The 15,327-nt window shown below is 70.9% G+C and carries 6 protein-coding genes; 5 read left to right on the forward strand and 1 reads right to left on the reverse strand.

What is annotated here, in order from left to right; genetic code table 11:
* Positions 1-85 precede the first annotated feature (85 nt).
* Entirely contained in the window at positions 86-1,468 is a 1,383-nt protein-coding gene (locus tag AC5JJ2_RS12565; protein WP_495858335.1) for an MATE family efflux transporter, read from the reverse strand.
* A 201-nt stretch (positions 1,469-1,669) separates the two neighbouring features.
* On the opposite strand from AC5JJ2_RS12565, the gene AC5JJ2_RS12570 reads away from it, so the two are divergent.
* The 5 genes from AC5JJ2_RS12570 to AC5JJ2_RS12590 all read left to right on the forward strand — a co-directional run bounded on the left by AC5JJ2_RS12570 (position 1,670) and on the right by AC5JJ2_RS12590 (position 15,304).
* Complete coding sequence (locus tag AC5JJ2_RS12570; protein WP_495858336.1) at positions 1,670-3,004, forward strand: hypothetical protein; 1,335 nt, start codon at positions 1,670-1,672, stop codon at positions 3,002-3,004.
* A 27-nt stretch (positions 3,005-3,031) separates the two neighbouring features.
* Positions 3,032-4,525, forward strand: coding sequence for a WD40 repeat domain-containing protein (locus AC5JJ2_RS12575; protein WP_495858337.1), 1,494 nt, complete (start codon positions 3,032-3,034; stop codon positions 4,523-4,525).
* Between the two features lie 38 nt (positions 4,526-4,563).
* Positions 4,564-4,923 (forward strand): FHA domain-containing protein, encoded by a 360-nt coding sequence (locus tag AC5JJ2_RS12580; RefSeq protein WP_495858338.1) that lies wholly within the window; start codon positions 4,564-4,566, stop codon positions 4,921-4,923.
* 409 nt (positions 4,924-5,332) lie between these two features.
* Positions 5,333-8,593, forward strand: coding sequence for a BRCT domain-containing protein (locus AC5JJ2_RS12585; RefSeq protein WP_495858339.1), 3,261 nt, complete (start codon positions 5,333-5,335; stop codon positions 8,591-8,593).
* Between the two features lie 408 nt (positions 8,594-9,001).
* Positions 9,002-15,304, forward strand: coding sequence for a HEAT repeat domain-containing protein (locus tag AC5JJ2_RS12590; RefSeq protein ID WP_495858340.1), 6,303 nt, complete (start codon positions 9,002-9,004; stop codon positions 15,302-15,304).
* Positions 15,305-15,327: the final 23 nt, after the last annotated feature.

The raw sequence follows: 15,327 nt of genomic DNA on the forward strand, positions 1-15,327 counted from the left end.
TGTGCCGTCTTCTCGGCGTGTCGGCGAGTTCGTGGAAGCCGCTGCGGCCGACAGCAGACGGCACACGGAGTGTGCCTACTACTATTTAGACCTTCACCCGTTTCCACTTCCCGCTCGCGAACCGGCCCAGGAACAGCAGCCCGCGGACCCACAGGTCGGCGAACATCGCCAGCCACGCCCCGAACAGGCCCATGTCCAGCCCGGCCACCGTCCCCAGCGGGCCGAGGTGCAGCTGCTTCTGCGTGAAGTAGTACGCCAGCGGGATGCGGACGATCAGGAACCCGCTCCACGAGAACAGCACCGGCACGCGGGTGTCGCCCGCCCCCCGCAGCGCCTGCGTGAACACGATCGCGGCCGCCAGCGCCGGCATCGCGAACGCCACCGTGCGGAGCGCCTGCACGCCGAGGGCCGCGACCGCGTCGTCGTTCGGGCTGTAGAACCGGCACATCGGCCACGCGAACAGCACGAACATCAGCCCCATGAACGACATCACCCCGCACGCGGCGGCGAACATCATCCACCCGCCGCGGGCCGCCGCGTGCGGCCGGCCGGCCCCCAGGTTCTGGCTGATGATCGCCATCGAAGCCGTGCCGAACGCGCCGCCGGCCTGGTAGCCGAACGCCTCCCACCGCAGCGCGATCCCGTGGGCCGACGCCGCGTCGTTCCCCAGGTCGTTGACGATCCGCAGGAACCAGAGCTGGCACAGCGCGATCGACATGCTGTCGATGGCGGCGGGCACGCTCACCCGCAACAGGCGGCCGAGCAGCGGGAAGTCCGGCCGCAGGTTCGCCGCCGTCAGCTTCAGCCCGGACCGGCCGCGGACCAAGAGCGCCAGCACGACGAGGCCGCCGACGGTGTGGCTGATGGCCGTCCCCCACGCGATGCCGACGAACCCGAGGTGCGTGCCGAGCAGGTCGCGGGACAAGGCGAACGCCACCGGCACGTTCACGAGGACCACGCCGGCGAGGACGTACAGCCCGGTCCGCGTGTCCCCGGCCCCGATCAGGCACGCGATGCCGCCGGTTTCCACGAGCTGCATGACGAGCAACAGCACGAGCGGCGCGAGATATTCCGCGGCGATTTGCGGGGCGTCGTCCTTTAACTTCAACAGCGAGAGCAGTTCCGGGAGGAACGGCAGCGCGACGACGGTGGCGGCGAGGCCCATCACGACGGCGAGGAAGATCGCTTGTCCGGTGGCGTGGTCGGCCATCTTCCGGTCGCCGGCCCCGAAGAACCGGCCGACGAGGGCCGTGGCCCCGGCGCTGACGACGACGGCGTAGCAGGTGGTCAGCCAGTAGATGTAGTTCGCCGTGTTCAGCGCCGCCTTGTGCGCCTCGGAGAACGGCCCGGCGAGGTACTGGTCGTAGTGCTGGATGAACAGCAGCAGGTACTGTTGGGCGAGGGCCGGCAGGGCGAGGAGGATCACCCGCCGCCAATCGACGACCGGGACCTCGGGGGGAGAGTGCATCGGGTCATGATAACGTCGCTGTCGCGGTTTAGAAGCGGCGGCCGCCGGGCATCCAATCGTGGAACCCGGAGCGGAAGCGATGGGGTGTGGGTCACTCACCCCATCGCTTCCGCTCCGGGTTCCACGGGACACGGACTCCTGTTCACCCGCGGCGGTTCCTGGTATCATTGCCGCCGACCGCCATCCCCAGGGAGAGCTCGCATGGCCACGACGTTCACCGTTACCGCGAACGTGAAGTGTTGGAAGGTCCACAAGTGCGTCGATTGCGGGTGCGAGTACCGCTACCGGTTCGAGCGGAAGGTCCAAGGCCAGGGCGGCACCGAGCGGGCCGCCTACGAGACGGCCAACCGGAACGTCGAGAAGGCCGTCGAGAACGAGGTGGACGTCCGCCCGTGCCCGACGTGCGGCCGCGTCCAGCCGGACATGGTCGGGCAGGTGAAGGCCAAGCAACACGGGTGGATCGGCGGCGGCACGATCGTCCCCGTCGCGGCCGTCGTCGTCCTCGGCGCGACCTACGTGCTGGCCGGCAACCTCCCGGCGATCATCGTCGCCGCGGTCCTGGCCGGGGCGGCCCTGCTCAACTTCTTCATCGCCGTCGGCAACCCGAACAGCGACCTGGCGAAGAACGTCGCCGTCTCCGAGGGCTGGATCGACGCCGGCACGATGGAGGTGACGAAGGAGGGGGACCGGTCGCAGCTCGAGCCGCCGCCCGGCCCGATGGGGTTCCCGCACTGGCTCGGCCTCGGCCTCGGGGCGCTCGCCGCCGTCGTCGCGCTCGCGCCGATGATCTACCAGACGATGAACAACCTGCCGCTGAACGCCGACACGAAGCCGGACGTGGTGTCGCCGGGCGACGAGGTGAAGGTCTACTTCCCGGACCGGATCGACTGCGTGAAGAGCTACTGGCGGTCGGTGTCGATGGCGGACGCGTTCAAAAACATGAACTTCAAGAAGGACGCGGCCGGGAAGGTCATCATCGACCAGAACGAGATGCGGCGGATGGAGATGGTCATTCAGAACCTGCCGTACTCGCCGCCGAAGGTCACGATCGCGAACGCGGCCGACCTCGGCGTGCCGGACCTGAAGGTCGCGGCGGCCGCGGCCGACGCGACGTGGGGCCAGTCGATGAGCGTGAAGTCCCGCGAGAAGCACACACACCCGTGGATCTGGGCGAAGCTGACCGTCCCCGCGGACGACCGGCTGCAGGACAAGACGATCGAGGCGGAGGTCGCGATGGACGTGCTGTTCCCGAAGGCCGAGGGCAACCAGTTCTTCACCGAGGTGCAGCAGGTGAGGAAGGTCGTGCCGCTGTCGCTCGCCAAGAAGGGGGCCGGGAAGACGTACGCCACCATCTGGTGGGCCGGCCTCGTCCTCGGCGGGCTGATGTCCGTGACGGCGAGTTTCTACCTGCGGTCGCTGAACAAGCAGCTGCAACGGCACGCGATCAAGCCGCAGGTCGAGCACGACCGGGATGAGGACGAGGCCGCCGCCCCGCCGCGGGCCGAGGACGACCCGCCGCCGCAACCGGCGGAGTAACCCCATACCACCCCCGGAGGGCCGGCCGTGGCGTTCGACCGACTCCTACTGGACCCGACGCCGGCCGACCTCGCGGCCGTCCTCCGCGACGGCGTGAAGGCCGCGGCCGCAGGAAGTAAGAAGCCCGTCCTCGGCCCGACCGACACGGACCTGTCGGAACTCGTCGAACAGGTAGAGTCCGCGGACGGGGAGTTCCACCACCGCGAGAAGAAGGGCGTGCGACTCGACGGGGCGTGGTGGACCGACCCGGCCGGGCGGAAGCACGTCCGCGTCCTCGCCGACCTCGTCCGGCACGACGACGCGGACTACGACGGCGACGAAGACGAGGACGACGACGCGGAGGAGCCGCCGGCGGTGTGCCGCGTCTACCCCGGCTCCGTCGTCCGCGTGTCGAAGGACGACGGCGAGCCGGTCACGCTCGCCGTGTGCGGGTGCGGCGCGGTCGGCACGCCGGAGGCCATCGCGTGGACGGGCGAGACGTGCGGCCCGTGTGCCGACGCGAAGCAGGACGGCAAGCCGGTGCCGGTCCCGCTCGTGCAACGGGGCGTCGGCGGTTCCACCATGAAGCCGACGGCGGACGGCCGCGGGCTGGTCGGCACGAACGACGCGAACCGGCTCGTCTACCTCGATCTCGCGACCGGTGAGCGGGTCGTGTCGGACCACGTCCTCGGCAACACGCTCAACGGCATCGCCCTCGGGCCGGACGGCGGGAGCTGCTTCGCCGGGTACTGGTCGAACCACCTCGTCCACTGGAACTGGCGGACGAACACGCTCACCCGGCACGGCGACCCGCTCGTGTTCTCGCAGTTCCACGTCAGCCCGGACGGGAAGCACGCCGTCACCGGCGAGAGTTCCACGCTGCTGCGGATCGACTGGGACGCGAAGAAGGACCCGCTGAAGACGGTGACGACGGGGACGAACGTGCGGCACGGCGGGTTCTCCCGCGACGGGTCGAAGTGGGTCTGCCTGACGGAAGACCAAGAGTTCATCGAGTTCGACTTGACCCGGCAGCGGCGGCGGGTGCTTCGCGAGGAGGTCTTCGAGGGCGTCGAGTCGGACGTCGATCCCGAAGACTTCTACGAGATGATGAACGTCGAGGTGCTCGACCCCGACAGCGGGTGGGTCATCGTCGCCCTGCACGACGTGGAGCACGGCACGTTCGGTCCGGCCCGGCTGGGGCACGTCTCGCTGCCGTCCGAGTGGCGGGAGCTGCCCTACGACGACGGCGGCATGAGCGAGAACAACATGCCCCGCGTCTACGGGTTCACGCCGAACGGCTGGTACGCCCTGTACCGGGATGAAGTCGGGCGGGTCGTGTTCTTCCCGACGGAAGAGGAAGGGGCGGCGACGTATCGCGTCGAGTTCCCCGGCTCCGGCCGGCCGTTCGAGCGGGGGCCGAGCGGCCTCACGTTCTCGGCGGACGGCAAGACGCTCTTCGCCGGCCTCCCGGCCGGGCGGGTGACGGTCCTGGCGGCCGTGCCGTGGGAACAGGTGTTGGCGGCTGCCGAGACTGTAGAGTAAAGTGAGATCATCCCACCTCACCCGAAGAAACGGCGACCATGCCCGCACACTTACTGTCCCTCACCGACGGCCCGAGCATCCTCCTGGACAAGCCGATCATGCTGTTCGGCCGGCACGCCGAGTGCGACGTGCAGCTCAACTCCAAGAAGGTGTCCCGCCGGCACTGCGTGTTGGCCCAGGTGAACGACTACCTGGTGATCCGCGACCTCGGCAGCACGAACGGCATCCGCATCAACGGGAAGAAGCTGGCGGAGGGGAAGTTGCACCCCGGCGACGAGGTGTCGATCGGGAACTTCCGCTACCAGGTGTGCGGCGACGTGCTCGGCCGGGTGGAGCCGCAACTGCCGAAGGAACTGCGGGACATGAAGGAAGAGGCCGCCGACCGGCTGGCGGAGTGACGTTGGAAGGGGGCCGCCGGGGATAAACCGCGGCCTCCGACATTTTCCCACTTCGGTGCTTGCGTCCACTTCTGAACGCCGGTATAACCGCTCCCACTCGACGCGCCGGTGATCGCTTAAGCTCGCCGCCCTGCGGCGGGGTGATGTTGCGTCACCCGAGCACATGGCTTGCCATGCGACACAAGGACGGCTGTTCCAGGACCGCTATCGGCATACTGCTCATGCGCAGGCCGGTGGCCTGGGACAACCCCGCGGATCGTGGTTCCACCGGCCTGCGCATGAGCAGTATGCCGGCGGTCCCGTGAGCCGTCCATGTTCCAGGTCAGGTAGTTAACGCGCCGTCGCGTCGAGCCGCCCGGAGGGAGGCGACCCCTCCCTCCGGGTTCACTTTCCCCTCCCCGAGCCTCCCGTGAGTGCGACCCTCACCCTCGCCGAACTCCGCAAGGCGTGGGACGCCCGCGACCCGGCGTTCGTCCCGCTCCTCGGCCGGCTCGCCATGCAGGACGACCCGCAGCCGGAAACGCCGGTCCGCGACGGCGCGCCGACGTTCGAGCGGTGGCTGGCGTACCTCAAGTCGTGGGACTTCAAGCGGCTGCCGAAGGACCAGCAAGGGCACGCCCGCGTCGAGCGGTTGAAGGCCATCGAAGCCGCCGACGCCGAGGTGAAGCTGCCGGACCGGCTCAAGGCGCACGAAATCATCCTGGAGTTGTGGAACGCGAACGACCCGTTCGCCCGCGAGATGCTGCTGGACGTGATCGCCCACGTCCCGCTCGTGTACGGCCCGTGGCGGGCGCTGAAGCGCATCTTCAAGGAAGCGGAAGCGAAGCACGACACGGAGGTCTACGGCGCGCTCGCCGCCCGGTTCGACGCCGCGTTCTCCGGCCACGAGCGGGGCGTGGTCAGCGGGGCGACGCTGGCGTACCTCGTCCGTCGGGCGTGGCGGTACCTTCGCCGCGTGGCCGTGCAACTGCCCGTCTCGTTCGCGGACGTGGCGACGGACTTCCTCGCCGCGTACCCGGAGGAGGCGAACCTCAAGACGACGTGGATCGCGAACCACCTGTTCTTCCACGGGAAAAAGAACTACGGCCGGTCGAGCTTCTCGTGGGGCTACCGCGACAACCCGTCGCCGGGCGAGCTGAAACACCGGGCGTTCGCCGACCTGTGGAAGCGGTCGCCGCGGCCGCTGTTCGCGCTGCTGGAGCGTGCGAAGGCGGACTTCGTCCGCGAGTTCGCGACGGCCGCACTGAAGGCCGACTTTAAGCCGGTCCTCCGCGAGGTCGAGCCGGCGTGGGTGGCGCGGCTGGCGACCATCTCGAGCGCGGCCGTCCACGACTTCATCGTCTGGATTCTGCAGAACGTGCCGAAGTTCGAGCAGGGGGCGTTCCGCAAGTTGGGGCTGCACGACGCGGTGCTGGCGCTGTTCGACTCGCCGAGCGACGCGGCCCGGAAGTACGCCGCCGAGTACGCCCGCACCCACGCCCGCGACCTGTCGGTCGAAACGCTGGTGCGGCTGGCGAACAACGACTCTGACGCCGTGCGGAAGCTGGCCCGGGACCTGCTCGGCGAGCGGGACCCGCGGAAGGACGTGGGCCTCGCCGCGTGGGGCCAACTGCTGGAGACGGACCACGGCCATGCGTTCGCCGCGGACGTGCTGGTGAAGGCGTTCGGCCCGAAGGACCTGACGCCCGACTGGTTCCGCGACCGGCTGCTGACGCAACACGCCGAGGCGTTCGAGTTCGTCAAGAAGCTGCTGCCGAAGGTCCACCCGCTGCCGTCGTTGGGGGTCGGGTACTTCGTCGATCTGATCCGCCGGGCGGCAATGCGAGAGGACGAACTCGACGACCTGCTCGCGTTCGGCGAAGAGTCGCTGGCGAAGTTCGACCTCGCCACGATCCCCCGCGACGACCTGCGGTTCCTGGCCCTGCTCCCGGTCCTCCCGCACGTCACGATCAACGTCGTCGATTCCTGGGTCGTTCACGGCAAGCTGAAGCCGCAGGCGCTCGGCGTCGAGTTTTGGAAGGCGCTCGCGTTCCACCCGGAGTACGACGCCGACCCGTGGCTGGCCGACTTTAAGGCGAGGAACGGCGCGTGGGCCGACGCGCTGGCGTTCGACGAGGGCCGCGCAGCGCGCATCCTCGCCTGGATGAGCGACGTGCGGGTGTTCTCGACGGCCGACCTCGGGTTCGACTGGCTGATGAAGCTCGTGGCCCGCGGCGAGCCGACGTACCACACGTTCGCGACGGACCGGATGATCCGCTCGTTCACCCCGGCGGACTTCGCCCCCCCCGACCAAAGCCCCGGCACGACCGTGCCGGGGGCCACGGCGGCCCCCGCGGACCTGAAGAAAGCCAGCTTCCTCTTCACCGGCAAGCTCGCGACCATGACCCGCGACGCCGCCGAGGGGAAGGTCAAAGACGCGAACGGCACGGTCGCCGGGTCGGTGACGAAGACGCTCGCGTACCTCGTCATCGGCGACGACGGGTCGCCGCTGTACGGGAAGGGCAAGAAGGGCAGCAAGCAGGTCAAGGCCGAGGAACTGAACGCGGCCGGGGCGAACATCCAGATCATTTCCGAGACGCGGTTCCTCGAAATGCTCAGCGGCCAGTCGGCGGCCCCGGCGTCCGCCGACCGGACGCTCGCCGGGTGCGAGCGGCTGTGGGCGATGGTGTCCGCCCCCGGCCCGGCCGACGCCCCGCTCGGCGAGTTCGCCCGCAAGTACGTCAAGCGGCACCACCCGGCCATCTGCCAGCACGAGACGGACCGCCCCGTCGATCCCGGCGCGGAGATTCCGGCGAGCTTCCTGACGTGGCCGCGCGTCGAGCCGCTGCTCCGCGAGAGCCGCAAGCCGATCCGCGACTTCGCGCTGGAGCTGTGCAAGTGGGAGTTCGCCCGGTGGAACCCGCCGGCCGACGACCTCGTGCAGATGAGCGAGAACCCGTTCGCCGACGTTCGCCGCTTCGTGGCGAAGGCTCTCCTTGCGGACGCCACGCCCGAAACGAAGCCGTTCCGCATCGACCCGGCATCCCTCGCACCCGCGGCGGCGTACCGGTTCTGCGAGTCGCCGGACGACGAGACCCGCGGCCTCGGCATGGAGCTGATCCGCCGGCTGCCCAACCTCCGCGTCCCGGAGGAGCTGTTCCGCCTGACCGAGAGCACCGACCGCCGGGTGCGGGCGTTCGTGATCCGCGCCCTCTGGGCGGCGTACCGCGACCGCTACCTGACGCCCGGCTGGAAGCCGCCGGCCCCGCCGAAGCCGCAGGTCGGCGCGAGGGCGAAGAAGGCCGCGGAGAAGTTCGAGGCCGCGCAGGGCGACGGCGTGCCGGTCCGCCCGGAGAAGTGGCCGGCCCCCGCGCCGACGCTGGCCGCGTTCCTCCGCCGCGTGCTGTTCGAGCTACCGCCGGGGCCGCCGGAGAAGTCGCGGACGACGGAGCCGGAACCCGAGGAGAAGGACAAGACGGTCGTGTCGGCGAAGCCGATCCCGGCCCGCCGGGCGAAGCTGGACGCGGTCGAGACGATGCGCGACCTGGCGCTCGACGACCCGGCGTTCGCGGCCGGCGTGCTGCCGCTCTTGGAGGAGTTCATGACCAGCCGCGGCCTGAGCGAACGCGCCGCGTGCCTGGTGGCGGTCACGCGGATCAAGAGAAGGATGCTTACCGCAGCGGGCACATGAGGAATGCCTCGTCCCGAACCTCCGGTTCGGGACGCGACGCCGCAAACGTCTCGTTTGCGGCGGAGGACGGCGGCCTTCCCGCCGATGGCGGCAGAACGGCGAGCGTCGCGGCGTAGCGTGACGTGTCTCCGAATCACGGCGACGGGATGCCAACGCCGGTAGAACCCTGAGCGGTAGCGACGGGGTGAGGGCCTTTCACCCCGTCGCTACCGCTCAGGGTTCTAGAAGAGACAGCGGCCGACCGCCACCCAGTCTGAAATATGTCACGCTTACGCCGTGACGCTCGCCGTCGATTCGATGGACAGCGCCCCTTGTTCGCGAACCAGAGGTTCGCGAACGCGGCGTCCCGAACGAGACGTTCGGGACGAGGAATATGTGTGCCCTCCGCGGTAAAAAAGGTTTTCTCCCATGCCCCTCGAACGCCACTTCCCGTATCGCGGCGACATCACGGCGGCCGTCGGCGGCGGCGGCGCGGTCGCGTTCGTCACCCGCCACCCGGAGGGGCAGCCGACCGCCGTCTACCGGCTCGACGCGGACCGGATGCTCCTCGCCGAGACGCCGCTGCCGTGCGGCGGCGTGGCACTCGCCGCCGACCCGACCGCCCTGTACGTCGGCGGCACCGACCGTCGCGTCTACAAGGTCGAGAAAGCCCCGAAGTCGCTCGGCGAGCCGTTCGCGGACGCCATCGCCGCCGTGCTACCCGTCAGCGGCGACCGGCTGGCGGTCGTCGCCGGCAAGCAGCTCGCGTTCCTTTCCCGCAACGACGGCAGCTTGTTGCAATCGCTGGAACTGCCGGAAGTCGGGACGTGCCTCGCCGCCGACAAGACCGGCCAGTGGCTCGCCGTCGGCACGGCGAAGGGCACGGTCGCCGTGTTCGACGGGCAGGACAAGCCGGAGTTCGAGCCGGCCGAGAGCGAGAAGCTGCACGACGGCGCGGTCACGGCGCTCCTGTTCGAGCCGGAGGAGCTGCGGTTCTTCTCCGCCGGGGCGGACCACAAACTGCTCAGCACGTTCGCCCGCGGCCGGCTCGAGCCGGAGGACAAGGGCCGCGGCAACAACCACGACGACCTCGTCACGGCGATGCTGTGCCACGACCCGGAGCGGTTCCTGACCGGCGGCCGCGACGCGGCGGTCAAGAACTGGCCCCGCGTCGGCGGCATCAAGCCCGCGACGCTGAAGGACAACGTCGCGAAGGTCGTGGCGCTCGTGAAGGTCGCCGCTAGCCTGCCGACGCTGGTGGTCGCGTGCGAGGACAACTCGCTGCGGCTCTTCCGCTTCGCCGAGGACGGGCGGATCGACGACGACTGCAAGATCAAGGCGTTCGGCGCGCTCGACTGGGCCGCGTATGAACTCGGCCTCCAGTTCGAGGCGAAGCGGCGCGAGGCGGCGTTGAAGAAGCTGTGGGACTGGAACGACACGGCGTCGCTGGAGCTGATCGCGAAGCAGGTCGAGAAGGACCCGGACCCCGCGCTGAAGGTGCAGGCGGCGAAAATCCTCGGCTGGGTGAAGAACCCGCGGGCCGTGGCGCTGCTCGAACCGTACATCGGCCACGCCGACGGCAAGGTCCGCGTGCAGGTCTTCCAGGGCCTCGCGAACCAACTCGGCGCGGCCGACTTCAAGCCGATCGACCTCGCCCTGAAGACCGGCCACGCGGACATCGGCGTGCTGGCCGTGAAGGCCCTCGAACCGTTGGCGAAGGCCGACGACCAGGCGCTCGCTCGGCTGACGGCTACCCTCGACGCCGCCACGTGGGACGTGCGGAAGGCCGCGCTCGCGGCGCTGGAAACGGTCTTCGAGCCGGCCTCGCCGCAGGCCGGCCTCGTCGCGCTGACTTCAACTCACGGCGACCTCCGCGCGCTCGCGCTGACCCGCGCCTTCGAGCGCGGCCAGCTCGCCGACGCCCGCGTGCAGTCGGCCGTGCGGCGGCGGCTCGAGGACGACGACCCCGGCGTGCGGAAGGTCGCGTTCCTCCTCTCGCTGCTGTCGCGGCCGGCCCTCGCGGAGTTCCTCCGTGCGACGGACGCGGAAATTCATCGGCAGCTGAACGAGATCGAAAAGAGCGAGAAGGCCCCGCCGAAGGTCAGCGCGCGGGCGAAGGGTGAGTTAGTTGCGGCCGACTTCGACACGCTGTTGCAAGCGACGGCGAGCCGGGCGCTCGACACCTGCCTCCGCGGGGCGAAGGGGCTGGCCCTGCTCGGCGACCCGCGGGCGTTCGCGCTGCTCCTCCAACTCAGCCGCGAGGAGAGCACCGAGGCCCGCGTGGACGTGTGCCGGGCGCTCGCCGCGCTCGGCGACCCGCGGGCGGTCAACCGGCTGAACTCGCTGCTGAACGACCCGCAGCCGTCGGTCCGCGACGCGGCGTACACGGCCGTGGCGAAGCTGAACGAGCGGACGCCGCTGGCCGCCGCAGAAGCGGGGCTGGCCGCGGCCGAGCCGGACGTGCGGCGGCGGGCGCTGCAAACGCTGTTGGACGCGACGAAGGCCGGGGCCGACGGGCAGGAGTTGCTCCTCCGCGCGCTCAACGACGCGGCCGCGGCGGTGCGGTCCGAGGCGTTCAAGGCGGTGCTGAACCAGCAGGCCGGCGGCGGCGGGGAGGCGACGCTGCGGTTCGCCCGCCGGTCGATCCACGCGGACGTTCGCAAGGAGGTGCTGACGGAAGTGGTCGCCCGCGCCAACGACCCGTGGGCCACGCCGTTCCTGTACGAGTTCTTCGACGACCCGGACCCAGGCCAACGAAGCGAGGCGTTCGCCGCCGCGACCCGCAAGTCGAAGGAGTTGGCCCCGCTGGAGGCGGCGCTGAAGTCGAAGTACCCGGACGCTCGGAAGCTGGCGCTCGACGGCCTCATCAAGAAGCACACGGCCGCGGCGCAAACTTTGATCGTCGGCGCGTTGGCCGACGCCGACCACGACGTGCGAATGCTCGCCCTGCGGTCGCTGGTGGACGACCAGGCCACGGACGCGCTGCGGCAGGCGCTCGCCGCGGACCGGGCCGACGTGCGGCTCGGGGCCGCCGCGGCCCTGGCGAAGCTCGGCGACCCGGCCGCGCTGCCGGTCCTGCGGGCGTTCGCGTTCGCCCCGGAGCCGGCCGCCGAGTGGGAAGTCTCCGCGTGGAAGCGGCACGCCGACGCCGCGCTCGTCGCCCTCACCGACCTCGGCGACGAATCCGTCTTCCGCGACCTGCTCGCCTTGCTCGATAGCAAGCACGAGAGCCTCCGTCACGCGGCCGCGATCGCCCTGAGCGAATGCACCCCGGCCGACGGCGCGGCGGGGCTGCGGCGGGCGATGTCCCACGCCGACCCGGTGGTCCGGATTTATGCCGCCCACGCCCTCGCGCTGAAGGGGGACGTGACGGTTCACCCGCTGCTGCTCACGCCGGACGCCGAGAAGTGGGTCGCGGTCGCCGGGCAGGTGAACATGGTCGCCGCCCTCGGCCGGGCCGGGGCCGGGCGGCTCGCGCCGTTCCTCGACGCGCCGGCGGACGACCTCCGCCGCCAGGCGCTGCTCCTTCACCTGCTGCTCGAACTCGCGGACGCCGACGGGCAGCCGGACCTGTTGTTGCAAGCCCTCTCGGCCCGCGCCCCGCGGGTGCGGTTGACCGCGGCCGAGGGGCTGGAGGCGTTCCACGACCCGGCCGCGTTCCGCGCGTTCGTCGTGCAGGCCGTCAACGACCGCGGCGATCAGACCGCGTGGACCGTCGCCGCCGACGTGGTCGAGCGGCTGGCCGCGGTACTCGCGTTCGGCCCGCCGCTGCTGCGGGCGCGGGCGTGCAACCTGACGCGGTTCCTTCAACTGAAGGAGCAGGCGAAGTGGGACCAGTCGTGGGCCGTGTTCGCCCGCCGGTACGCGGCGGAGGTGGAGGCGGCGCGGGCGAAGTTGAAGGCGGTGAAGGCGAAGCTCACGGCCGCGGAGTTGCGCGAACTCGCGTTCGGGGCGTACGTCGGCCTCGTCCGCGAGCAAGGCTCGGCGGCCGCGACGCCGGCGACGGCCCGCGTCCGACAGACGGCGCTGTCGCGCATCTTCGCCATCGCGTCGGCCGACACGGACGCGGCCCGCGCCGCCCGGCCGGTGCTGACGCAGGCCCTCGGCGACCCGAACCAGCCGGTGCGAACGCAGGCGTTCGAGCACCTGCTGGCGCTGAACCTCGACAAGACCGCCCTCGCCGCCGACGCGCTCGAGGCCGGGCACACCGACCTCGGCGTGAAGGGGCTGGAACTGCTGACCGACGGCACGACCGGGACGGACGGCGACGCCGTGCTGGAGCGGGTGCTGCTGTCCCGGACCGACGCGCTGGCCGTCGAGGCGGCGAAGCTGCTCGCGAAGGCGAAGGGGCAGGCCGCGGTGGCGGCCGTGGCGCTCGACGCCGTGAACGAGAAGCTCCGCGAGCAGGCCGTCGCGTGGCTCGCCGCCGAGTACGACCGCTCGGCCGACGCGCAGAAGCACCTGCGGCGGGCCGTCGAATCGCGCTACCGCCACGTCCGGCAGGCGGCGGCGGTCGAGCTTGCCACGAAGAAGGACCCGGCCGCGTTCGACGTGCTGGCCGCGCTCTTGAAGGAGGCGACCGACGCCGGCGTGCAGCGACGGATCGTTTCTGCGCTCGTCGCGCTCGGCGACAAGCGGGCGGCGAACGTGTTGCTCGACCGCGTCGAGACCGACCCGACCGGCACGGCCGTCAGCGGCGAGTTGTTCGCCGCGGCCGGCGGGTTCCGCAACCCGGACATCGCCGACCGGCTGTTGAAGATGTCCGACCGCAAGGAGTGGCAGTCGGCGGCGCTCACCGCGCTGGAGGCGGTCAGCGGGTTCGACCAGGCCATCATTCACCCGGACGAGGAGGCCGCGTTCGCGAAGGCCGAGAAGGAGCAGCACCCGCGGCGGCCGGACCTGCTGGCGAAGCTCCTCGACCGTTTGCTCGCCGCCGGGCTGACCTCCCGCGTCGTCGAGCTGCTGCCCGCCGCCGAGGGGTCGCGCGGCACCGCCGTCGATCCCGTCCTCGCGACGCTCGCGACGAACCCGGACGCGACCGTGCGGACACGGGCGCTCGGCGTCAGCGGCTGGCGTCTGCGGAAGCGGAACGGCCCGGCCGACGCCTTGTTGAAGGCACTCCGCCACAAGGACCCGGCGACGCAGTTCACGGCGGCGGAGAGCCTCGCCCGCGGCGGGCGGGCCGAGGGCTTGCAGGTGCTGCTGTCGAGCCTCGAGTACCTGGACGACGTGGCGATGCGGCAGAACGCCGTCCTCGCGCTCGGCGAGTTGGCCGACCCGCGGGCCGTGGACGTGCTGCTGCGGTTCGCCGGCGAGAACGGGCACGCCCTGCAGGAAGCCGCGGCGGAAGCCCTCGGCCACATGCGGAAGTCGCCGCGGGCCGAGGAGATCGGCAAGCTGCTCGATCGGCTCGCGAAGTCGCCGATGGACGGCGTCGCCCGGCGGGCCTTGATCGGCCTGCGGTGGTTCGACTCGCCCGCCGGGTGGACGCTAATCCGCACCGCGACGCGAAGCCCGAACTGGCGGACGCGGATGGCGGCGGTCGAACAACTGGGCCACGATTCCAACCCGGCGAGCCGCGACGCGATTCTCGACCGGCTGCGGAAGGACTCCGATTCCGACGTGGCGAACGCGGCGTTCGACGCGGCCGTGAAGGCGTTCGGCCACGGCTCGCTGGAGCCGTACTACGCGGCCCTCGAAACGACCGAGGACCGGGCGTGGGATTCCTTCGGCAAGGCCGACGTGGACGTGTTCAAAGTTCTGCGCGAGCGGGGCGACACGCTGCGGCTGTTGCAAACGCTCCCGAAGACGGCCGCGGACGCGCAGGCCGGCATCGAGGGCATTCTGTCGGCCCGGCCGACCCCGCCGGACGACGTGATGGCGAAGGCGCTCGCCGCCGAGAACCCGCAGACGGTGAAGGCCGTCGCCCGGATGCTCGGGCGCTCGGATTCGATTTCTTCCAAAGTAAGGTCGGCGGTCGAGGCGGCCGTCGACAAGTGGTGGCAGCAGTGGCAGGCCAACCGCGACCGCCTCGCCCGCGCCAGCGGGCCGGACCAGTCCGAAGCGGCGGAGGCGGCCGTCCGCGATACCGAGGTCGCGCTCGAAGATCTCCTCTGGCCCGCGTCGCGGTTCGGCGTCGCGGAGAAGCTGCTCGTCGAGATCGTGACCGCCCGGCCGCTGGACTCGTGGATGTATTCCGTCCGCCGTCGGGTGTTGCAGTGCGTGACGACGGCGACGCCCGCGGTCACGGCCGGGGTCGAGGCGCTGTTGCGGTCCGGGAACACGGACTCGCGGGCGTTCGCGGCCGGCGTGCTGGCGAAGCTGGCCCCGGCGCACGCGGCGAAAATCGCCCCGGACTTCTTCGCCGACCGGCCGATCTATTCGCGGCTCAGCACGTCGGCGAAATCGTCGGGCGTGGCGAAGGCGAACGCGGCGACGCCGCACTACCAGCCGCTCGCGCTGCCGACGCTGCTCGCCGAGAAGGACGTGCCGACACTGGCGAAGGTGGCGCGGGACCGTAAGGCCGCAGAGCCGGCCCGCCTGGGCGCGGTCGAGGGCCTGGGCTTCCTCGCGTCCGCCGACGCGGAGGCGGTGCTAGCGGAGGTCGGCGCGGCCGCCGGCGACGACGAGGACGTGCGGAAGGCCGCGTGGCGGGCGTTGAGAAGGTCGAAGCGAGCAAGGATTAAGCGTGAGGCCGGTCTTGTTCCCTCCCCCCTTGGGGGGGAGGGTTAGGGAGGGGGGTACGCCTTCCCCCC

It is taken from the genome of Limnoglobus sp., from assembly GCF_059499385.1.